At 50.8% G+C, this 22,230-nt stretch carries 23 protein-coding genes; 12 read left to right on the forward strand and 11 right to left on the reverse strand.

The annotated features are described in order from the left end of the window. Positions 1-4 precede the first annotated feature (4 nt). The 3 genes from SK32_RS05005 to SK32_RS05015 form a co-directional block, all read right to left on the reverse strand. Complete coding sequence (locus SK32_RS05005; protein ID WP_048211581.1) at positions 5-727, reverse strand: fimbria/pilus periplasmic chaperone; 723 nt, start codon at positions 725-727, stop codon at positions 5-7. Positions 728-813: 86 nt separating this feature from the next. Further along, positions 814-1,371 (reverse strand): fimbrial protein, encoded by a 558-nt coding sequence (locus SK32_RS05010; RefSeq protein ID WP_048211582.1) that lies wholly within the window; start codon positions 1,369-1,371, stop codon positions 814-816. Positions 1,372-1,760: 389 nt separating this feature from the next. Then, a complete protein-coding gene (locus SK32_RS05015; RefSeq protein ID WP_048211583.1) occupies positions 1,761-2,684 on the reverse strand; it encodes a LysR substrate-binding domain-containing protein in 924 nt (307 codons plus the stop codon). A gap of 230 nt (positions 2,685-2,914) precedes the next feature. Between SK32_RS05015 and SK32_RS05020 the strand changes: the two genes are divergently transcribed. From SK32_RS05020 to SK32_RS05035, 4 genes are all read left to right on the forward strand, one after another. Beyond that, positions 2,915-3,817: a manganese-dependent inorganic pyrophosphatase gene (locus SK32_RS05020; RefSeq protein WP_048211584.1), complete on the forward strand. Its 903-nt coding sequence runs from the start codon at positions 2,915-2,917 to the stop codon at positions 3,815-3,817. A gap of 123 nt (positions 3,818-3,940) precedes the next feature. Beyond that, on the forward strand, positions 3,941-5,284 hold the full coding sequence (hglS, locus tag SK32_RS05025) for a 2-oxoadipate dioxygenase/decarboxylase HglS (protein ID WP_048211585.1): 1,344 nt from the start codon (positions 3,941-3,943) through the stop codon (positions 5,282-5,284). Positions 5,285-5,477: 193 nt separating this feature from the next. Continuing rightward, complete coding sequence (locus SK32_RS05030; protein ID WP_048211586.1) at positions 5,478-7,133, forward strand: glucan biosynthesis protein D; 1,656 nt, start codon at positions 5,478-5,480, stop codon at positions 7,131-7,133. A gap of 165 nt (positions 7,134-7,298) precedes the next feature. Then, positions 7,299-7,523 carry an HP1242/YdcH family protein gene (locus SK32_RS05035; RefSeq protein WP_003020276.1) on the forward strand — a complete coding sequence of 75 codons (225 nt, stop codon included), beginning with the start codon at positions 7,299-7,301 and terminating at the stop codon, positions 7,521-7,523. Between the two features lie 66 nt (positions 7,524-7,589). Here SK32_RS05035 and alr read toward each other — a convergent pair whose 3' ends face one another. After that, complete coding sequence (alr, locus tag SK32_RS05040; RefSeq protein WP_048211587.1) at positions 7,590-8,816, reverse strand: alanine racemase; 1,227 nt, start codon at positions 8,814-8,816, stop codon at positions 7,590-7,592. A gap of 219 nt (positions 8,817-9,035) precedes the next feature. On the opposite strand from alr, the gene rimL reads away from it, so the two are divergent. Beyond that, on the forward strand, positions 9,036-9,581 hold the full coding sequence (rimL, locus tag SK32_RS05045) for a 50S ribosomal protein L7/L12-serine acetyltransferase (RefSeq protein WP_048211588.1): 546 nt from the start codon (positions 9,036-9,038) through the stop codon (positions 9,579-9,581). On the opposite strand, the gene ydcK is transcribed toward rimL, so the two are convergent. Further along, entirely contained in the window at positions 9,573-10,553 is a 981-nt protein-coding gene (gene ydcK / locus SK32_RS05050) for a YdcK family protein (protein WP_048211589.1), read from the reverse strand. The genes rimL and ydcK overlap by 9 nt on opposite strands. Before the next feature lie 113 nt (positions 10,554-10,666). Between ydcK and tehA the strand changes: the two genes are divergently transcribed. The 3 genes from tehA (at position 10,667) to SK32_RS05065 (ending at position 13,078) form a co-directional block, all read left to right on the forward strand. Beyond that, positions 10,667-11,668, forward strand: coding sequence for a dicarboxylate transporter/tellurite-resistance protein TehA (gene tehA / locus SK32_RS05055; RefSeq protein ID WP_048211590.1), 1,002 nt, complete (start codon positions 10,667-10,669; stop codon positions 11,666-11,668). Beyond that, positions 11,668-12,264: a tellurite resistance methyltransferase TehB gene (gene tehB / locus SK32_RS05060; protein ID WP_048211591.1), complete on the forward strand. Its 597-nt coding sequence runs from the start codon at positions 11,668-11,670 to the stop codon at positions 12,262-12,264. Before tehA ends, tehB begins: the two co-directional genes overlap by 1 nt. A gap of 142 nt (positions 12,265-12,406) precedes the next feature. After that, positions 12,407-13,078: a DUF3313 domain-containing protein gene (locus SK32_RS05065; RefSeq protein WP_048211592.1), complete on the forward strand. Its 672-nt coding sequence runs from the start codon at positions 12,407-12,409 to the stop codon at positions 13,076-13,078. A gap of 35 nt (positions 13,079-13,113) precedes the next feature. On the opposite strand, the gene SK32_RS05070 is transcribed toward SK32_RS05065, so the two are convergent. After that, the gene (locus tag SK32_RS05070; RefSeq protein WP_048211593.1) at positions 13,114-14,022 is read right to left on the reverse strand and encodes a DMT family transporter; all 909 of its coding nucleotides are present in this window, start codon (positions 14,020-14,022) and stop codon (positions 13,114-13,116) included. Between the two features lie 185 nt (positions 14,023-14,207). Here SK32_RS05070 and SK32_RS05075 point away from each other — a divergent pair, with 185 nt between their 5' ends. Beyond that, positions 14,208-15,077, forward strand: a complete 870-nt coding sequence (locus tag SK32_RS05075; protein WP_048211594.1) for a helix-turn-helix domain-containing protein — start codon at positions 14,208-14,210, stop codon at positions 15,075-15,077. Here SK32_RS05075 and SK32_RS05080 read toward each other — a convergent pair. Beyond that, on the reverse strand, positions 15,060-16,226 hold the full coding sequence (locus tag SK32_RS05080; protein WP_048211595.1) for a benzoate/H(+) symporter BenE family transporter: 1,167 nt from the start codon (positions 16,224-16,226) through the stop codon (positions 15,060-15,062). The genes SK32_RS05075 and SK32_RS05080 overlap by 18 nt on opposite strands. Positions 16,227-16,330: 104 nt before the next feature. On the opposite strand from SK32_RS05080, the gene SK32_RS05085 reads away from it, so the two are divergent. Together SK32_RS05085 and SK32_RS05090 are read left to right on the forward strand one after the other, a co-directional pair. Further along, positions 16,331-16,867, forward strand: coding sequence for a helix-turn-helix domain-containing protein (locus SK32_RS05085; protein WP_048211596.1), 537 nt, complete (start codon positions 16,331-16,333; stop codon positions 16,865-16,867). Positions 16,868-16,946: 79 nt separating this feature from the next. Further along, positions 16,947-18,908 (forward strand): peptidase U32 family protein, encoded by a 1,962-nt coding sequence (locus tag SK32_RS05090; protein ID WP_048211597.1) that lies wholly within the window; start codon positions 16,947-16,949, stop codon positions 18,906-18,908. 3 nt (positions 18,909-18,911) lie between these two features. Here SK32_RS05090 and SK32_RS05095 read toward each other — a convergent pair whose 3' ends face one another. From SK32_RS05095 to SK32_RS05105, 4 genes are all read right to left on the reverse strand, one after another. Continuing rightward, positions 18,912-19,142, reverse strand: a complete 231-nt coding sequence (locus SK32_RS05095; RefSeq protein ID WP_048211598.1) for a DUF2554 family protein — start codon at positions 19,140-19,142, stop codon at positions 18,912-18,914. A 190-nt stretch (positions 19,143-19,332) separates the two neighbouring features. Continuing rightward, positions 19,333-19,458, reverse strand: coding sequence for a DUF2474 domain-containing protein (locus tag SK32_RS24380; protein ID WP_071887343.1), 126 nt, complete (start codon positions 19,456-19,458; stop codon positions 19,333-19,335). After that, positions 19,458-20,468: a cytochrome d ubiquinol oxidase subunit II gene (cydB, locus tag SK32_RS05100; protein ID WP_048211599.1), complete on the reverse strand. Its 1,011-nt coding sequence runs from the start codon at positions 20,466-20,468 to the stop codon at positions 19,458-19,460. The genes SK32_RS24380 and cydB overlap by 1 nt, the downstream gene beginning before the upstream one ends. Continuing rightward, positions 20,468-21,871, reverse strand: coding sequence for a cytochrome ubiquinol oxidase subunit I (locus tag SK32_RS05105; protein ID WP_048211600.1), 1,404 nt, complete (start codon positions 21,869-21,871; stop codon positions 20,468-20,470). Before SK32_RS05105 ends, cydB begins: the two co-directional genes overlap by 1 nt. Before the next feature lie 125 nt (positions 21,872-21,996). On the opposite strand from SK32_RS05105, the gene SK32_RS26680 reads away from it, so the two are divergent. Next, positions 21,997-22,188 carry a hypothetical protein gene (locus SK32_RS26680; RefSeq protein WP_053065221.1) on the forward strand — a complete coding sequence of 64 codons (192 nt, stop codon included), beginning with the start codon at positions 21,997-21,999 and terminating at the stop codon, positions 22,186-22,188. The last annotated feature ends 42 nt before the right edge of the window (positions 22,189-22,230 follow it).

Genomic DNA, 22,230 nt, shown 5'->3' on the forward strand with positions numbered 1-22,230 from the left:
TTCTTTATTTATCCGTTACGTCAACGTTAGCCCCGTAATCATTGACGGCTGTCCATGAAACGGATTCTAGCCGAGGAGTGGTGAGTGTTTTCACTTCATAGCTGGCGCTGGAAAAAGGGGCGACCATGTCGGGCTCAATTTTGTATTTTTTCCCTCCGGAAGTGATGTTAGCGCCAACAAGCGAAACAAAATAAGGAGAGTCATTTTTCGCCGTCGCCCAAACTTGTTTACCTTGGTTAGCAAGGCTCCATTTCAGATGTTGGATTGCGTCATCCGCCGAACCTGGAAGGGATGCCGGGCGATAAAATACTTTGATGCGGGTTTTCAGCGCGATCTGCAGTTGATTCGATTTGGCGGCATCTTTATTTTTGCCGGGGATTTCAAGTGCATTAAACCAATACACGCTTTCACGATCGGTAGGTAACGGTTGACCGTCCCAGTTTAAGCGTACGGTCAATCCCTGTTTAGGATCGACCCGACTTACCGGGGGGGAGGCGATAAAAGGAACGTTTAAGGTTTGCGGATCAACATCTTCATGACCATCGTCTAACCAGGACTGGACTAATAAAGGTTGTTGCCCCTGATTCACCATTTTAATGAGCGCCTCTTTCGCGTCGGAAGGGTAAATGACACGGGTAGCGTTAATCACTATGCTGGCGACTGACGAATAGCTAAAAGAGATAGTGGTAGAAAGTATAATTATTCTGAATGTATTTTGTAGATTCATATCATTTATATCTTGGTTACATAGCTGCAACCTTGAATTAAAAGTTGCAGCAGAGTTATTAACTAATGTTGATCTTATACAGCTTGTTAGGGGTAGGTTGTTACAAAGGTGGTATTCGCTTTCACTACACCAACAGTCGGCGTACCAGAACCTGAATAGATATAACCGACGGTGTAATTAAATTCAGCACCGTTGGTGGAACTATAAGCGGCTTCAGATTGCGGTGTGGCTGATGTAAAATCGATAATGGTACTGGTTGCGGTATCTTCTACCTGGAAACCCGCATCTTTGTCTCCTGCTGCAGTATTTAACAATGCTTTGCTGGTGCTGTTGTAATTACCGGAGGTTGAAAATTGCCCTTTTACTTTACCGCCCGCTGGTTCAGTGGCGCAGTTTTTAACGGCGATCTGAAATTTGGTTTTCATCGCAGGACTGCTGACAGCCGCTTGCATCGCAGAAACGGTGATGTCTGGCAGTTTGACTTCTTTGGAAGCAGAAATACCATCAATACTGACATCACAGGTTGATGATGTAATGTTTCCTGCAAAATCAATGTTTGCAGAGTCAGAACCAGCCGCCTGGGCCTGAAAAGCAGCCCCTGCGATCAGAAGCGCTGCTGCACTTAAACAATTAACAAATTTCACGTCATTTTCCTTAATAACAAATTAAATAGCGAAGGCATTATATATCCCGAGATTCTGACTGGATAGCAGGTGAAGTTGGGGTTGGTTTTTTTTAAGAATTTGATTAGGGGCAAAAGCTAATTATTTAATGTAAAATTTTAATTAAATTGATTGGATTGATTTTTTTATTCCTCATTGAATTCTAAAGGAAAATTTATAGCTGTAAGTTTGTGTAGAGAATTTCATCCGCCATTATTCGACAGAGATATCATCAATAATAAGCATTGCTTAATTTACTTGTAAGGAAAAATACGCTTTTAGCTGTGTTTTATGACGGTTTTACCGTCCATATATTGAACATTTACATGGGGTGGGCCTGCCGGTAATAACAGACCCAATCATCAATTCGATTAAACAGGTACGGTTTTGCGTATTGCGGCGATAAGGATCTGGGCGGCCTGAGAGAGTTGCACATCGACACGAGTAAGAATACCGATGGGTTCACCCGCACCGTGGGTGGGAATTGGCAATGACACCAGCGTTGCCTGGCGCAGATCTTCTCTAACCGCGCCTGAAGGGACAAACCACACATAGTCGTAATCAACCGTCAGTTGACGGGAGAGCGATGCTGACAGCGTTTCAATACAACCCGGCGGCATTTTACAGCCCTGACTTTGCAACAATGCCTCAGCATGCTGGCGAGGGGCGGTTCCTTTCGGCGAAACCACCACTGGCCACTCAATCACCCGGCTCAGCGTGATGGTTTCCTGTAACAATGGATGGTTAGGACGCACGACCAGTTTGAGCGATTCCAGAAATAACAGTTCGTAGTTCAGACCGACCATCAATTCCGGATCGGCCATACGGCCAATACCGAGGTCGATCTCCCCGGATTTTAAACCGGCCAGTATCATGGGATTACTCATGGTGGCAACTTGCAGAGTAGTCTCCATTTGCTGCTTATGGAACGGACCGATTACCGCCGGAAGAATACCTAACGCAGCTGTTGGCAAGGCACCAATACGCACGACATCATTCTGAGATTCTTCACGATGATTTAATGCCTGCCCGGCAGTGTTGAGTGCATCAAGCACTCTTACCGCATGGGTAAGAAACTGCTCGCCGGGCAACGTTAATTGTGCACCAAGGCGACCGCGTTCAAAGAGTCGGGTTCCGGTCAGTTGCTCCAGTTCGTTCAGTGTTTTGGAGAGGGCTGGTTGACTCAGGTTAAGGGTTTCGGCCGCACGTCCCAACGTTCCCTGTTGGGCAACGGCGACAAAAGTATGAAGATGGCGCAAGCGAATGCGCTGATTGAACAGAACATTTTTTTCCATAAGCGATGTTAAAAACAGAGCCGTATTGGTGACAAGTGAAGTTGTTTGTTTTTGATAACTTGATAGCAAAATATTATTAACATTTAACGCGTTTTACTTACAACTGATTTATTTTGCTTATGTTTTGTACAGCATGACCGCGTAGTGGGATCATGGAAGGGAATGTAGCCAGTCGTTATACTCGGACAATTGTTCGCTTTTTCATCATCCATCATCACAAGGCACTGACCATGATCCATGTAATAGGGCACCTTAACCCCGATAGCGATGCCATTTGCACCGCGGCAATGACAGCTCGCTGGCTTACGTTACGCGGCCAGCAGGCGACGGCATGGCGTCTGGGCGAACCGAACCGCGAAACGCAATTTATCTTTGCGCATGCAGGACTGGACATGCCCGAACGACTCTCGTTTCCGCTGACCGATCAGGATGTTTGGGTGGTAGATTTCACCGAACCGACACAGGGGCCGGAATCGCTGTCTGAGAGCAATGTCGTTGGTATCATCGACCATCATCGACTCGGCGGATTAGTGACTCGTCTTCCTCCAGAGGTCTGGGTCAAACCTGTTGGCAGCAGTGCGACGTTGTTGTGGCAACTGATGGCGGATGACGAGCGCAGTCAGCTGTCGTCTGCGGAGGCTTTTTTGCTACTGGGGGCTATTTTAAGTGACACTGTCACGCTTCGCTCGCCGACTACTACACCGGATGACAGCCAGGCGGTGGGTGCTCTGGCCCAAAAAACGGGTGTGGATCTGGACACTTTTAGCCGTGATCTGTTGTCGGCCAAAACCAGCGTCGAAGACATGAGTGCCCGTGAGCTGCTGCATAAAGATATTAAAACGTTCACCATTCATGGGCATAAAGTCTGCGTGGCGCAACTCGAGCTGTATGCATTGCGCCAGGTTGACGGTATGCTGGACGATCTCCGCGAGGAGATGACCCGTTATGCTGAGGAAAATCAGGCTGCGCTGGTGGTACTGATGCTGACGGACATCAATCTTGGCGATACCAGCCTGTGGTTCGCTGGATCTGAGTTGTCAGAGTTACCGCAACCCTGCAAGGTCGAAGGCATGCTCAGTCGTAAAAAACAGATGTTGCCATGGCTGGAACGTCAGTTAAAACCGCGTCAGTAAGCTTCAGTTCACTGCCTTTGTGGGTGGGGGGAATTTATGCGGGATCACAGTTTGTAAATTCTTCCCACCGGACTCAGCGGCGTTTTCTACACTCCAGGTAATATTCACTGGAGGCATGACATTATGGCGAACACCATCACGGCTGATGAGATTCGGGAACAATTTTCGCAGGCAATGTCAGCAATGTACCAGCAGGAAGTCCCGCAGTATGGCACGTTGCTGGAACTTGTCGCTGATGTGAATCTGGCGGTACTGGAAAATAATCCGACGCTGCATGAAAAACTGGCCAATGCGGATGAACTGGCACGGCTCAATGTTGAACGCCATGGGGCAATTCGGGTCGGTACTGCGCAGGAGTTGTCTACACTGCGGCGGATGTTTGCCATTATGGGGATGTATCCGGTTAGCTATTACGATCTCTCCCAGGCCGGCGTCCCCGTCCATTCCACGGCGTTTCGTCCCATCGACGATGCTTCGCTTTCGCGCAACCCGTTCCGGGTATTTACCTCGTTATTACGCCTCGAATTAATCGAGAACGCGGTGTTGCGCCAGCAGGCAGCGGAGATCCTTGCAAAGCGTGATATTTTCACGCGTCGTTGTCACGAACTGCTGGATGAGTTTGATGCACAGGGTAGTTTCACACCCGCACAAGCTCAGGAATTTGTGCATGAGGCACTGGAAACATTCCGTTGGCATCAACACGCCACCGTAGATGAACAAACGTATCATGCCTTGCATAACGAGCATCGACTGATTGCCGATGTGGTGTGCTTCCCTGGTTGTCATATCAACCATCTGACGCCGCGTACATTGGATATCGATCGGGTGCAGTCGATGATGCCGGAGTGCGGTATTGCACCTAAAATTCTCATTGAAGGCCCACCACGGCGCGAGGTGCCTATCTTGCTGCGCCAGACCAGCTTTAAGGCGCTGGAAGAACCGGTGTTGTTTGCCGGCGAAATGCGTGGGACTCACACAGCACGTTTTGGCGAAATCGAGCAACGTGGTGTGGCGCTGACGCCAAAAGGCCGGGCGTTGTATGACGAACTGTTGAGTAAAGCGGGGACGGGGAAAGATAACCTGACGCACCAGTTGCATCTTCAGGACGTGTTTAAGGCGTTCCCGGACAGTGAGTTTCTGTTGCGCCAGCAAGGGCTTGCCTGGTTCCGTTATCGCCTGACGCCGTCGGGCGAGGCGCATCGGCAGGCTATCCGTCCGGATGACGACCCGCAGCCGCTCATTGAGCGAGGGTGGCTGGTTGCGCAACCCATCACCTACGAGGATTTTTTGCCCGTGAGCGCCGCAGGGATTTTCCAGTCTAATCTGGGTAATGAAACGCAGGCGCGCAGCCACGGTAATTCCAGCCGCGATGCCTTTGAACAGGCGCTGGGCTGCGCAGTATATGATGAGTTTGCGTTGTATCAGGAGGCAGAAGAACGCAGTAAACGGCGGTGTGGTTTACTTTAACTGAATTTACACGGGATTCGGCCTGTTCTCATCGACATAAAATATTTTCGATTTTGTACAGATAATCGTCGACCAACAATTGGATTATTAATGAATTTTGTCTAGAGTGAGCGGTCAGAAATGTGCACTCTCTTGCCGCAGATTTTGACCGGCGCGGGACCATTTACACGACCAGAAGGACTCACTTTCAGGCATGAATCGCAGACGATTTATTAAAGGTTCAATGGCAGTGGCCGCCGTGTGCGGAACCAGTGGTATTGCATCACTCTTTTCCCGCGCCGCCTATGCGGCAGAGTCTGACATTGCAGACGGAAAAACCGTACGTTTTGATTTTTCCGTTCTGCAATCGATGGCCCATGATTTAGCACAGAAACCCTGGGGCGGCGCGCCGCGCGCATTGCCGGATACGCTGGCTAAACTGACGCCGCAGGCTTACAACAGTATTCAGTACGACGCAGAACAGTCACTGTGGAACAACGTTGAAAATCGTCAGCTTGACGCGCAGTTCTTCCATGTGGGAATGGGCTTCCGTCGCCGCGTACGCATGTACTCGGTTGATGACAGTACGCATATGGCGCGTGAGATCCACTTCCGCCCGGAGCTTTTCAAGTACAACGATGCCGGTGTGGATACCAAACAGCTGGAAGGGCAAACCGATCTCGGTTTCGCCGGTTTCCGCGTGTTCAAAGCGCCTGAACTGGCTCGTCGCGATGTCGTGTCTTTCCTCGGTGCCAGCTATTTTCGCGCCGTAGATGACACCTATCAGTACGGTTTGTCGGCGCGTGGTCTGGCTGTTGATACGTATACCGACAGCAAAGAAGAGTTCCCGGACTTCACCGCATTCTGGTTCGAAACGGTTAAACCGGGCGCCACTTCATTTACTGTTTATGCACTGCTCGATAGCCCAAGCGTGACCGGCGCGTTTAAGTTTGTGATCCACTGTGAGAAAACGCAGGTGATCATGGATGTACAGAATCATGTCTATGCACGTAAAGACATCAAGCAACTCGGTATTGCGCCGATGACCAGCATGTTCAGCTGTGGTAACAATGAACGCCGGATGTGTGACACCATTCACCCGCAAATTCATGACTCCGACCGTCTGGCGATGTGGCGAGGCAATGGCGAGTGGATCTGCCGTCCGCTGAATAACCCGCAAAAACTGCAGTTTAATGCCTATACCGATAACAACCCGCGCGGATTTGGCCTGCTGCAGTTGGATCGTGACTTCTCCCACTATCAGGACATTATGGGTTGGTACAACAAGCGCCCCAGCCTGTGGGTCGAGCCACGTAACCAGTGGGGCAAGGGAACCATTGGCTTAATGGAGATCCCGACGACTGGTGAAACGCTGGATAACGTCGTCTGCTTCTGGCAGCCGGAGAAGAAGATCAAAGCCGGCGATGAACTGGAATTCAAATATCGCCTGTACTGGAGCGCTCAGCCGCCGGTGCGCTCTCCGCTGGCTCGCGTGATGGCGACCCGTACAGGTATGGGCGGCTTCCCGGAAGGATGGGCGCCGGGCGAGCACTACCCGGAAAAATGGGCACGACGTTTTGCCGTTGATTTCGTTGGTGGAGATTTAAAAGCCGCCGCGCCGAAAGGTATTGAACCGGTAATTACGCTTTCGAGTGGTGAAGCGAAACAGATTGAGATCCTCTACGTTGAACCTATCGACGGCTACCGCATTCAGTTTGACTGGTATCCGACTTCTGACTCAACCGATCCGGTAGATATGCGTATGTTCCTGCGTTGTCAGGGCGACGCCATCAGTGAAACCTGGCTGTATCAGTACTTCCCGCCAGCGCCGGATAAACGTCAGTACGTTGACGACCGCGAAATGCGTTGATCCTCACCGTTATGGCTCTCCTGACGGGGAGCCATGTTCGTCATTTTCTTAAAAAATTCTGTACACTATTTACTCGATCCTGCTCGCATTTTTCCCTGACTCAAACCGATAAGCTGAAGGTGTGTATTTCTTATACACGTTCTTGTCCACTAACAGGGAGAAAGTATGTTTCCAGAATACAGAGACCTTATTTCCCGACTGAAATCCGAGAATCCTCGTTTTCTGTCCTTATTCGAAAAACACAACAGCCTTGATCATGAGATTTCCAGACTGGAAGGTTCGGATGGTCGGGGATACAGTTTGGACATTGTTCGTCTTAAGAAACAGAAACTTCACCTGAAGGAAGATTTGCTCAAAATTTTGCAAAGAGAGAGTGTCAGTGAGAGCTAAATAGTACTGTGCTCACTGTGTAAAAGGGCTTCCAGCGAGAAAAGGAAGCCCTTCCTGTTTTAGGTGTTAATCGACCATTACGCGTTTGTTTGTCGCCCCCCAGAGGATCGACATTTCAGTGAACAGCGCGCCGCTAATTTCTTCGACTTCTTCTGCGCTCACCTGCGCATTTCCCTGTTTACCGAATAACACCACTTCATCGCCGGAGGCAACCTGCGGTAGATCGGTCACATCAACAATCACGGTATTCATGGATGTTTTACCCAGTACAGGAACCCGCTGGCCGTGGATCAATACGTGCCCCACGTTACTGAACACGCGACGATAGCCATCAGCATAACCCGTCGGAATATTGGCAAGAACGGAATTACGTTTAAGGGTATAGGTTCTGTCATAGCCGACGGTATTTCCTTTGGGGTAATGGTTTACCGACGCGATTGCGGATTTAAACGTCATGACGCGTTTGTATTCGGTGCTGGCAATGGTATCACCATAAAAAATACCGCCAACACGCACCATGTCGAGCCAGGATTCAGGAACGGTCAGGGTGGCGAACGTATTCGCGACATGCAGGGTGACATCTTCGCGCTTAAGCCCGGTAATTTTGAGTACCTGGGCCGATTGCGTATTGAAACGGGCCAGATCGCGTTTAACCACCGCCGCATCTTCTTCCGGGAAATGTGACATGATGCCAACAATTTTCAGACCGGGTAACGTGGAAATGGCGCGGGCCTCTTCCAGACCTGCCGCGGTGCTGACTTCCAGACCGTTTCGTGACATACCGCCAGAGTTCAGGGCCAGATGAATACGAATCGTTTTCCCTTTCTCCTGGGCAATTGCACTCAGACGTTTAGCCATATCCAGATTGCCAATCAGCTCTTCGGTATCAAAATCCGCCGCCTGGCGCATCTCTTTTTCCGTCGCGTTGCGAACGCGCATCAGCTGCGATGTATAGCCTGACTGACGAACAATGCTAATCTCCTCGTTGCTGGCGATGCCAATACACTGCACACCGTTTTGCATCATCACCGGCGTAACCAGTGAGAGATCGTGGCCATACGCATCGCCTTTAAGAATGGCGCACATCCGGGTTTTGTCTCCCAGCAGCTGCTGAACCTTATGAATGTTATATTCCAGCGCGCTACGGGAAATTTCCAGCGTGGTATTATCTACAACCGGTTGTTTGTTAACGGCAAAGGGGACAGGACCCGCTTGCGTGGTGGGGACGGGTTGGTGACAGGCGGTAATCAGTAAAAGCGGAATAAGTGCTAAACGACCCAAAGGTGCTGCCATGCTTGCTCCTTAGCAATAGAATGAAAGTGTTGTTGTCATCATTACGGCCTATCCAGGCATGGGATAACCGGACATCCAGAGTAACGGCTTCCGCGCCAGAGATTGTTTCTAAGTGATTGCTGTTACAGCATAAAAATATGACATCCACGGCGCTAAGCAGATTAATATCGGCTACTGCCAGTCAGAAATCCCCCGTTTACAATCGCCAAGGAGATAAACATGTCAGAAATTATTACCGTCAGTGACACGCTGGAACTGCGGGCAGTAGAAGAACAACACGTCACGCCTTTGCATCGACTGGTGCTCAAAAATAAAGTGTGGCTCCAGCGGTCGCTGAACTGGCCGCAGCTTGTCGAATCTGAGAACGATACGCGTAAGAATGTGCAGGGGAATATGATGTTGCACCAGCGTGGCTACGCCAAAATGTTCCTTATCTTCAAACAAGGTGAAGTGGTTGGCGTTATTTCATTTAACCAAATAGAACCGCTGAATAAAGCGGCTTACATTGGCTACTGGTTGGATGAAGTTCATCAGGGACAGGGTATTATGTCCCGGTCGCTACAGGCACTGATTCATCATTATGCTCAGCGTGGCGAGATCCGTCGGTTCATTATTAAATGCCGCGTCGATAACCTGGAAAGTAACCAGGTGGCGCTGCGCAACGGTTTTCAGCTGGAAGGGTGTTTAAAGCAGGCAGAGTTTCTCAATGATGGTTATCATGATGTGAATCTCTATGCCCGTATCATTGATAGCGTTTCAGAATAAACCGGCGAGGGGGGTGCGCGTAATACGCTGTTCGCCGTTGATCACTTTTGGCCCGCGCAGATGGATTGCATCACCATCAAAGGCTTCAACGTGGGCCTGACCGGTTATCTCAATATGATGCTCGATCAGCACTTCACCCAGAATACAGGCGTGGCCTTCAATCAGGATGTGTCCATCCAGCAAGAGTGGCCCGCCGCGTAATTTTGCATGCCCCCCGACCAGCACATGGTGTTTCAGGATACAGTTACCTTCAACCACCGCATGCTCAGCCACCTGGGAGCTATAGCGCAGGGTCGGTATCGCATCTTCATCGGTACCAGCGATGATGCGGGCGTTGCCGTATACCTTCGCACAATCGCAGATCCAAACGTTATTTTCCTCATTACCCTCGATGCGGGCACAATCAAAAACCTCGGCGCGATGTTCAATAAAAGCGTAGTCAATGGTTGCATCGCCATAGATCTGCACCTGATGCACAATGCGTGAATGGTTTACGGTTGCGCGATCATATATTTGTAGGGGCTGGTCACTTTCACGGGTTAACCCTTTGGCGGCGATGACTTCGGAGCCTCCCAGAACACGTGCATCGCCCGACAAAAAACATTCGCCACGTACAACAGAATTTTGAATGGTGACGTTGTCACGTATTTGCGCGCCATGGCTAATTTCAGCCCGATCTATCCATACGGCACCGCCAATCTGTGCGCCATCTCTGACCACGCTGGCCTGCGTAATGCGGGCATTTCCAGAAATGGTTGCCCCCGCAAATGCCATCGCGTTCTCATCGTAAATCCAGCAATCACCGCACTGCGCCAGTACGGCTTCATTATCAATCCAGCCACCAGGCGTGCCGGCCGGAACATCATTAAAATCGATCAGTGCAATTATCTGGCGTAGTAATACGCTTCTTTTGTTGCCATTATCCTGATAACTGAAGGAGCGAGGTTCGTCGCTCAGACGGTATTTGGTCATAGCTCATTTCCGTGTTGCGTACCTTAGTTAAACGTAGCAAAGTTTTCCGTACTGGCTAAATCGCCATAATTTCCATAAAATGCATTTCAAATATACTTTAAAAAATAAACAAAATGAGTAATAACAAGCATAGTGATCGGGTCCTTAATCTTCCGGCCGGTTATTTTGGCATGGTACTGGGCATCATCGGGATGGGATTTGCGTGGCGATATGCCAGTCAGGCGTGGCCTGTGAGCCACTGGATAGGCGATGGGTTAGTCATCCTGGCCATGGTCATTTGGGGGCTGCTGACGCTGGCCTTTTTTAGTCGTTTACTGCGTTTTCCGCATAGCGTTTTGGCGGAGATTCGTCATCCAGTGATGAGTAGCTTTGTCAGTCTGTTTCCGGCCACAACCATGCTGGTCGCGATTGGTTTTGTCCCGTGGTATCGACCGCTGGCGCTTGGCTTGTTCAGCATTGGGGTCGTTATCCAACTGGCGTACGCGGCCTGGCAAACGGCAGGATTATGGCGCGGAGATCACCCAGAAGAAGCCACCACACCGGGGCTGTATTTGCCGACTGTCGCCAATAACTTTATTAGCGCAATGGCCTGTGGTGCGCTGGGTTTCAACGACGCAGGACTGGTGTTTTTGGGCGCAGGGGTATTTTCCTGGCTCAGCCTCGAGCCGGTGATCCTGCAGCGTTTACGCAGTTGCGGCGAGCTGCCAACGGCATTACGTACCTCACTTGGCATTCAGCTGGCACCTGCGCTGGTCGCCTGCAGCGCCTGGCTTAGCGTCAACGGCGGCGAGGGCGATACGTTGGCCAAAATGCTGTTTGGCTATGGTCTGCTGCAACTGCTGTTTATGCTACGCCTCATGCCGTGGTATCTGTCTCAGCCGTTTAATGCGTCTTTCTGGAGCTTCTCGTTCGGCGTGTCGGCCCTGGCGACAACGGGGCTGCATCTGGGACACGGCAGCGAATCAGGATTTTTTCATATGCTGTCGATCCCTCTGTTTATTTTTACCAATGTTATCATTGCATTATTACTGGTACGTACGTTTGCATTGTTGATGCAGGGGAAACTGCTCATCCGCACGGAGCGTGCTGCATTACTGAAATCTGAGGATAAATAATGACCCTTTGCGACGAAAACTACTTTACTGAGAAATACGATCTAACCCGTACGCATTCCGATGTCGTTGAAGCGGCGAAAATTGTTAAGCCAGGCAAAACGTTAGACCTGGGGTGCGGTAACGGTCGAAACAGTCTGTACCTTGCGGCAAACGGCTATGATGTGACAGCATGGGATAAAAATCCCATGAGCATCGCTAACCTTGAGCGTATCAAAGCAGCCGAAGGGTTGACTAATCTGCAGGCAAGCGTCGCGGACCTTAATGCGTTGAGATTTGATGGTGAATACGACTTTATCCTGTCTACCGTAGTGCTGATGTTCCTCGAAGCGAAAACCATTCCGGGGCTTATCGAAAATATGCAACGTTGCACGAAACAGGGTGGATATAACTTAATCGTTGCGGCGATGGATACCGATGATTTCCCGTGCACTGTTGGCTTCCCGTTCGCGTTTAAAGCGGGGGAATTACGCAACTATTACCGCGGATGGGAGCTGCTGAAATATAACGAAGACGTGGGGGAACTGCATCGTACAGACGAAAACGGCAATCGCATTAAACTGCGTTTTGCGACTATGCTGGCCCGCAAAATCGGCTGATGGCCTACGCTCTGCGTTCAGCATTTTTTGTGCTGAGCGCAAAAATACAATTGTGCGGCGCTTACCATTTTTCGCACATCCAAAATGATTTCCTTTTGCTATTATTTCAGATGCATATCTGCAAATACTAAGGGATCGTTCCATGCGTGCTCAAACTTTATTTAAAGTTGCAGTGCTTACGGGTTTACTGGCGTTATCAGGCTGTGCGTCAAAAATCACGCAGCCAGATAAATATTCAGGTTTTTTAAAAGATTACTCTGGCCTGAAGGAAACGAAATCGGCAACAGGACAGCCTGTGCTGCGTTGGGTTGATCCCAACTTCAATGAGTCCAAATATGACAGTATTGTGTATAACCCGATAACCTATTATCCGATTCCTAAACCAACGACTCAGGTTGGGCAACAGGTGTTGGATAAACTGTTGAGCTATACCAATACGCAAATGAAAACCGCCATTAGTAAACGTAAACCCCTGGTGACGACCCCCGGCCCGCGCAGCCTGATTTTCCGTGGCGCGATTACCGGTGTCGCAACCAGCAAGGAAGGGCTGCAGTTCTATGAAGTCGTTCCGGTTGCGTTACTCGTAGCGGGGACACAAATGGCGACAGGTCACCGCACCATGGATACTCACCTCTATTTTGAAGGTGAATTGATCGATGCGGCAACCAATAAGCCGGTGATTAAAGTGGTACGTCAGGGTGAAGGCAAGGACCTGAACAACGAAAGTACGCCGATGGCGTTCGAAACGTTGAAGAAAGTTGTTGATGACATGGCGACAGACGCCTCCATGTTTGATGTCAACAAAAAACAGTAATGCTGAGCGCACCATCTTTTGATGGTGCGCTTTTTTTATGCCGTCCGACGACGGTACAGCAGTTTCCCCACTAACGCCTCCGGGCGTGCAAACATCACCAGATTACCCAGCAAAATCAGCACTAATCCGGCAATTGCGTTAACCTGCCAGACGTATCCTTCATACAATGTTGACAGCGTCAGCGCGACCAACGGGAAAAGTAACGTACTGTAGGCGGCCTTACTCGGACCGATGCGTCCTACCAGTGTGAAATAGGCGCCGAAAGCAATCACCGAGCCAAAAATAGCCAGATATAACAGCGCGCTAAGATAGCTGAACGTCCACTGCGGCGTGAAGTTGTCCTCGCGCACCAGTGCAATGATGGCAATTAGCAAGGTACCGTACAGCATGGCCCAGCTGTTGGTAGTCATCACTTCAAGCCCTTTTTTCTGATGGCGCAGGCTGATCATATTGCCCAGGGAAAAACCAAACGTTCCCAGAGCGCTTAAACCAATACCCAACAGCAGCGTATGATTCAGGCCGCTATTGACCAAATCCTGCCAGAACAGGGTGATGATACCCGTCAACCCCAGCGCCGCGGCGAAATAAAAGCGTATCGGTGGTTTTTGACCAAAAAATATAAAACTATTCACCGCATTGAACAGCACGGCCATCGAGAAAATTACTGACTCCAGACCGGTATTAATCCACGCTGCGGCCGTGTAAAAACACCAGAAATTGAAGCAAAAAACACACCCGCCCTGTAACAGACAAAACAGGTGGTCGCGTCCGGAGAGCTTACGCAATTTGCCGCTGAACAGCAGGAGAAGGATCATCACCGAACTGGCGACCGCAAAGCGCCAAAAGATAGAGACCGGGGCAGCTACCGGACCTTGCTGCAGGTAAATGGCAATCCATGTCGTTCCCCATATCACGACCACCAGGCAGTACAACAATGCGTTCATACATCTCTCTCATTTTTGTATTGAAGCGCACACAGTGTCATGGCTGGCCGGGGCTGGCTTTCATCTGATTGCGGCAGACTTGCAAAATCTTGCGCTTTTTTTCTCGCGAAAGTGAAAAGGAGGCTGTTAACAACATGTAGCTGATATAGACTGAAAGCCTGCTAACTTATTTTGAATGTGATGGTATGTCTCAGCCCTATGGCGCCTTTGAAAACTTACGCAAACATAATGCCGTGCTGCATGAGTCGGTTGCGTTACATTCGGGGATCCAACTGGCGGCGTGGTCGAACAAGCGCGACACCATCACTCAGTATTGCGATCACCACACGCTCAGTTTATATATCGCGGATGGCTACGAAAGCTATCACAAGACGGCAGGGGGCTGGAAAAACGGCGGCGGCCCGGATCGCTTCTGCCTGATGCCGAAAGAGAGCGAATCCAGTTGGGATATTCGTGACGATCTTTCCTTTGTACATCTTTATTGTACCGACGCGCATCTGCGGGAAGTGGGTGAGAAAGTTTGGGACAAAAGCCCTTACAACTTCACGCTGGACGAACATACGTTCGGCAGCGATCCGGGGATCACGGCGGTTTATCGCCAGTTTTTACTGGGTAATGACTGGCAGCAACCGGCTAATCATCTAACGCTCAGCGCGGCATCTTCGCTGTTGCTGACGCATCTGATTCAACATTACAGCAACGTTCAATGGCGGCCGCCGGTGGTAACCGGTGGGCTTGCGCCAGCCACATTGCGCAATGTGCTGGCCTATATTGACGCACATCTGGCCTACCCAATGACCCTCAGCGATTTGGCAGGCGAAGCGGCACTAAGCGATTTCCACTTTGCCAGAATGTTTCGCCAGTCGATGAATATGGCTCCGCATCAGTATGTTATGCAGCGTCGTATGGCGCTGGCGCAGCAACTGGTCCGTTATTCTTCACGTAGCTTGTCGGATATCGCGATGGCTTGTGGATTCAGTTCAGCAAGCCATTTTAGCAATCGGTTTAAGCAGATGACGGGCAAGACGCCAACGCAATTACGTGCGTCGCGATAATCTCAGCGTGGCATAACATATCCCTCCGGCGATTAATCCCCAGAAAGCAGAGCCAATCCCCATTAAGGTCAAACCACTGGCAGTAACCAGAAAGGTGACGATGGCAGCATCTCGTTCCGCTTCATGAAGCAATGCCTGATACAGACTACCGCTAATCGTACCGAGTAAAGCAAGGCCAGCCAGCATCTGGATCCAGCTTACGGGCAGGGCCGCCATCAGTCCTGTGACCGAACCACCAAATACACCAGCCAGAAGATAGAAAACGCCTGCCGATGCGGCAGCGAGCCAACGTCGTTTGGCATCAGGATGTGCTTCGGGACTTTGGCAAATTGCCGCGGTTATGGCGGCAATACAAATAGAGTAAACGCCAAAAGGTGAAAACAGCAGCGCTAACAGACCAGTGAAGACAATCAGCGGTGAAACGGGCAAGGAATAACCTGACGCTTTCATGGTGGCAATGCCAGGAGCATTTTGTGATGCCATGGTAACCAGGAAGAACGGCAATGCGATGCTTATACTGTGTGCAAGAGAAAAGTGGGGGGTGATGAATTCAGGCATCACCGGAGATAAATTAATGTTGTAAGTGACAATGTCACCTTTTAGCAGTGCGATGGCGGTACCCACCAGCATGGCAGCAATGACGGCGTACCTGGGCGCGACAACTTTTAACACCAGCCACGCCAGCAGCATGCTGCCGCACAGCAGAAGCTCATTATTAAGACTATTAAATGCCTGCAAACCAAAACGCAGCAGGATCCCAGCCAGCATTGCCGACGCCAGTGAGTGTGGGATTATCTGCATCAGACGTGCAAACAACCCCGTCACACCACACAGGACTATCAGCGCGTTAGCAACAATAAAAACGCCGATAGCATCCTGAATGGTCACGCCTTGCAGACCCGTAACCAGCAGTGCAGCACCGGGCGTAGACCAGGCGGTCAGGATGGGAGCACGATACCACACTGACAATGCCAGCGTACTCACGCCCATCGCGATTCCCAGTGCGGTCATCCAGCCCGCAATCTGCCCGGTCGTTGCGCCTGCGGCAACCGCCGCTTGCCAGATGATGGCTGCTGAACTGGCATAGCCGACCAGCACGGCAACAAAACCCGATAAAACGGTGGGCAAAGGGATTAATAATGTGCGCATAGCGACTCCGCGTGCGTTATAACGGTCATTCACTGTAGCACTGTGCGTTATAGCGTACAAGTGATAAGCTGATGGACAGAAACAGGAGATAGAGGAAGGCGACAATGGACAATTTAACCCACTATCTGGCTACCACGCTCCGGACATTACGTCACCAGCGGGAATGGAGTCTGTCGCGTCTGGCAGAAGAAACGGGTGTCTCCAAAGCCATGTTGGGGCAGATAGAACGCAATGAATCCAGCCCAACAGTGGCGACGCTATGGAAAATTGCCACCGGACTGAACGTGCCGTTTTCGACGTTTATTTCACCACCAGAGTCAGAAGGCACAGCGACTTTTGATCCCCAACAGCAGGCAATGGTAGTGACACCGCTGTTTCCATGGGACCCACAACTCTGTTTTGACCATTTTTCAATATTGCTGGCACCGGGGGCGTTGAGTGAATCTACACCGCATGAAACCGGTGTGATTGAGCACGTAGTGGTGATTAGTGGCCTGCTGGATATGTGCATTGACGGACAGTGGCGAACCATTAAATCGGGTGAGGGTGTCCGTTTTGCGGGTGATACTGCACATAGTTACCATAACAGCAGCGAACAGACGGTTCACTTTCATTCCCTGATCCATTACCCACGCGGTTAATCGGGAAAACTATTCCGAAATGTCGCGCTTCTGACTACAATAGCCGCCATTTTTACCGCTTGTGGATGGTAACAACTGTATGCGCCAGCAACCTCATCACCTTGAATTGTTAAGCCCGGCCCGGGATACCGCCATTGCGCGTGAAGCCATTTTGCACGGTGCTGACGCCGTTTACATTGGCGGACCGGGTTTTGGCGCGCGTCATAACGCCAGTAACAGCCTGAAAGACATCGCTGAACTGGTGCCATTCGCTCATCGATATGGGGCGAAAATCTTTGTGACGTTGAACACGATTTTGCATGATGATGAGCTGGAACCTGCTCAGCGGTTAATTACCGATTTGTATCACACTGGCGTTGATGCGCTGATTGTGCAGGATATGGGGATTCTGGAACTGGATATCCCACCGATTGAACTGCATGCCAGCACCCAGTGTGATATTCGCAGCGTCGAGAAGGCGAAGTTTCTTTCTGATGTCGGATTCACGCAGATTGTACTGGCGCGCGAACTGAGTCTTGAGCAGATTCACGCGATTCATCAGGTGACGGACGCGACGATCGAGTTTTTCATCCACGGTGCGTTATGCGTTGCTTATTCAGGCCAGTGCTATATCTCTCATGCGCAAACCGGGCGCAGCGCTAACCGCGGCGACTGTTCACAAGCCTGCCGACTACCGTATACCCTGAAAGACGATCAGGGCCGGGTGGTGTCGTATGAAAAACACCTGCTGTCGATGAAAGATAACGATCAGACCGCCAACCTCGGTGCGTTGATTGATGCCGGAGTACGTTCCTTCAAAATTGAAGGGCGCTACAAAGACATGAGCTATGTGAAAAACATCACTGCACATTACCGGAAGATGCTGGATGCCATCATCGAAGAACGCGGCGATCTGGCTCGTTCATCTGCAGGTCGCACTGAGCATTTCTTCACGCCATCTACGGAGAAAACCTTCCACCGCGGTAGCACTGACTATTTTGTAAATGCCCGTAAAGGCGACATTGGTGCATTCGACTCACCTAAATTCATTGGCTTGCCAGTGGGTGAAGTCCTGAAGGTGGCGAAGGATTATCTTGATGTCGACGTGACGGAACCGCTGGCAAACGGGGATGGCCTGAACGTGTTAATCAAGCGTGAAGTCGTGGGATTTCGCGCTAATACCGTTGAAAAAACCGGGCACAATCGTTATCGGGTGTGGCCGAATGAAATGCCTGCCGATCTGCACAAAGTTCGTGCTAACCATCCGCTGAATCGCAACCTTGATCATAACTGGCAACAGGCGCTGACCAAAACCTCCAGCGAACGCCGTGTCGCGGTTGATATTGAATTGGGCGGCTGGCAGGAACAGTTGATCCTGACACTGACCAGTGAAGACGGCGTGAGTATCACCCATACGCTGGATGGTCAGTTTGAGGAAGCGAACAATGCGGAAAAAGCGTTGAGTAACCTACAGGACGGACTGGCAAAACTTGGGCAGACGATGTACTACGCCCGCAATATTCAGGTGAATCTGCCGGGCGCGCTGTTTGTACCGAATGGTCAACTGAATCAGTTGCGCCGTGAAGCCATCGACATGCTGGATGCCGCGCGTCTGGAAAACTACCAGCGTGGCAGTCGTAAACCTGTTGCCCAGCCGGCACCGGTCTATCCGCAAACGCATCTGAGTTTTCTGGCTAACGTCTATAACCATAAAGCGCGTGAGTTTTACCACCGTTATGGCGTCCAGTTGATTGATGCAGCCTATGAAGCGCATGAAGAAAAGGGCGATGTTCCAGTGATGATTACCAAGCACTGCCTGCGTTTTGCATTCAATCTGTGTCCGAAACAGGCGAAAGGGAATATCAAGAGCTGGAAAGCCACGCCGATGCAATTGGTAAATGGCGATGAAGTGCTGACGCTGAAATTTGATTGCCGACCGTGCGAAATGCACGTGATCGGCAAGATGAAACATCACATCCTGAAGATGCCATTGCCGGGCAGCGTAGTGGCTTCCGTCAGCCCCGAAGACCTGATGAAGACGCTGCCGAAGCGTAAAGGCTGACGGTTAACTCATATGGATATCGGGTTTGCGTGATTTCTGCCAGTGGTGGTGCTCGCGAAGATCGGCGGCGGATTCTTCCGCCGTTACTCGCAGCTCATCGCTGTCGGCCGTGTGTCGTAATAGGTGATCGGCATCCTGCACCTGAAGATATTCATGTCCCTGATTAGTAGCGAAAAGCTGACCCGAAAAAAGCGCGCTAGCCAGCAATAACACCGTTAACCCTTTCTTAAACATCATGCACCCTCTGGTACGTTAGCTGCGGAATTGGCGATAATTTCGTCAGGTGACTATTCAATATTTTAATCGGGTTAATGGCAATCTCTGTTTTGCCAATTCGATGTTTTTTACATTTTTGTTTAGTCAACGTTAGGATTTGTTAAAACCGGGAAGCGCAGCGCGACCCGGTTGTTACCGGGGGGGAAAATCAGGACTTAAATCCCGCCGCCGTCATCAGTAAGCGAAAGAATGAACCGACGGCCGCCAGGGCCAGCACGCTGCCGCCCCAGAGAATGATCAGCCACATCAGACGTTTCCAGATTGATTGTTCCATCAATGATACCCCTCACCATGTTGAACTTTGCCGCGGAAAACGTAGTAACTCCAGAAGGTGTACACCAGGATTATCGGGATAATCAGCAGTGCGCCCACCAACATAAAGCCCTGACTTTGCGCCGGAGCCGCCGCCTGCCAAAGGGTAATAGACGGTGGAATGATGTGTGGCCAGATACTAATCCCCAACCCGCTGAAACCGAGAAAAATTAAACCCAGCGTCAATATAAATGGCGGGGCATGGCTATGCTGCTGGCCCAGAGAACGCCACAGCCACAGGCTCATTAGCGCAACCAGCAGCGGCACCGGCATCAGGAACCACAGATTTGGCAGGCTAAACCAACGATCGGCAATGGCACTGTGCGCCAGCGGCGTCCATAGGCTGATAATGGCAATGACAGCCAACATCGCCAGCAGCAGTTTTTTTGCCACACTGCGCATTTTATCCTGTAGCGGGTTTTCGCTTTTCATCACCAGCCATGTTGCCCCCAGCAGGGCGTAGGCCACCACCAGCCCCAGCCCGCAAAACAACGTGAAAGGCGTTAACCAGTCAAACGGACCGCCGCTGTAGCTGCGGCCAGTGACGGAAAATCCGTTGAGTACCGCGCCCACGACCACTCCCTGGGTAAACGTGGCAAGAATTGAACCGCCCAGAAAGGCTTTATCCCAGAATGGTCGATGCGCCGGCGTGGCCTTGAAGCGAAACTCAAAGGCAACGCCGCGAAAAATCAGGCCAATCAGCATCAGGGTGAGTGGGATCGTCAGTGCATCGACAATGACTGCATAGGCCAGAGGAAATGCGCCAAACAATCCTGCACCGCCCAGCACCAGCCAGGTTTCATTCCCATCCCATACCGGTGCGACGCTGTTGACCATCACGTCGCGGTCATCAGCGTCCTGAATAGCGGGAAATAAAATACCGATCCCGAGATCAAAGCCGTCCATCACGATATACATCAGCGTGGCGAACACGATAATAACGAACCAGATAACTGATAAATCAATACCCATTAGCGATGTGCCTCAGCTTGAGAATCGAGGACGGCAGCGGAAAGCGGCCGTGCGGGTGTGCCAGCTGGCGGGAGGGTCGGATCATCTTCCTGTGGTCCTTTACGGATCAGGCGAATCATGTAGCTATAACCCACACCGAAGACCGAGCTGTAAACCACAAAGAAAGCCAGCAGGCTGATGCTCATATGCAAATCACCATGTGCGGAAACCGCATCCGCTGTGCGTTGCAAACCGTAAACCACCCACGGCTGACGGCCAACTTCAGTGGTCACCCAGCCAGCGAGGATGGCAATCAGACCGGAAGGGCCCATCCACAAGGCAAAGCGCAAGAAAGCGCGCGAGGTGTATAAACGCTGCTTATAACGTAGCCACAGGGCAAACGCACCCAACAGGATCATCAGCATGCCTAGCCCCGCCATAATGCGAAACGACCAGAACACCATGGTGGAGTTGGGCCTGTCTTCTTTAGGAAACTCTTTCAGGGCCGGGACCTGTTTATCCAGACTATGGGTCAGGATCAGACTGCCCAGCGCCGGAATTTCCAGCCCATAGTGGGTGCGCTCCTGCTCCATATCCGGCCAGCCGAACAGTAGCAACGGAGTCGGTTCGCCGGGCGGATTTTCCCAGTGTCCTTCAATCGCGGCAATTTTTGCCGGCTGGTGCTTCAGCGTATTCAACCCGTGCATATCGCCAATCAATGCCTGCAGCGGGGCGACGATCAGCGTCATCCACAGCGCCATCGAAAACATGGCGCGAATAGCCGGAGTGTTATTCCCACGTAATAAATGCCATGCCCCTGACGCCGCAACAAACAGCGCACTGCTCAGGAAAGCGGCAACGGACATATGCAACAAACGATATGGGAATGAAGGGTTGAAAATAACGGCGAACCAGTCGACGGGAACGACCTGTCCATTGACGATTTCATAGCCCTGTGGAGTCTGCATCCAGCTGTTGGAGGCCAGTATCCAGAAGGTAGAAATAATTGTCCCCAGCGCAACCATGCAAGTTGCAAAGAAGTGCAGGCCTGCCCCCACACGGTTCCAGCCAAACAGCATTACGCCGAGGAAGCCTGCTTCGAGGAAGAAGGCGGTTAACACTTCATAGGTCAGCAGCGGCCCGGTGATGCTCCCGGCAAACTCAGAAAAACCGCTCCAGTTAGTGCCGAACTGATAAGCCATCACCAGCCCGGACACTACGCCCATACCAAAGTTTACGGCGAAGATTTTCGACCAGAAATGATACAGCGAACGCCAGGTCGGATTTTTGGTTTTCAACCAGAGACCTTCCAGCACCGCCAGATAGCTGGCAAGACCGATAGTAATGGCCGGAAAAATGATGTGAAAGGACACCGTAAACGCGAACTGGATCCTCGCCAGGTGAAACGCATCAAGACCGAACATGCTTAACTCCGCAGGCAAAATTGATTTGGCGCAATTCTAAGCCCCTGGCGAAATGTGGGGCAGAAACAGAACAGTTCTTTTTAACCATAACAGTTGTGCTGCCGTTATAGGTCGCACGATCTGATATGCAATCTGGTCCCGCATTTGAATTTTACTTCGACGATAATGAGTTTATCACGTGGTCTGCGGTGATTGACGGTGCTGATGACTATGTGAACATCACCTGTTTATTCGCCTTAAAGCACACCCCGAAAATTGATGCTGTACAGATAGCTGCCCGGGCCTCAGGCAAAGAGCTTTCGCTAACGATGTTGTAAAACTGTTAACTATAACAGTTCTGAAAAAATCGTTATTTATGT

It is taken from the genome of Citrobacter sp. MGH100, assembly GCF_001034465.1.
In the GTDB taxonomy this organism is placed as follows: Bacteria; Pseudomonadota; Gammaproteobacteria; order Enterobacterales; family Enterobacteriaceae; genus Citrobacter; species Citrobacter youngae.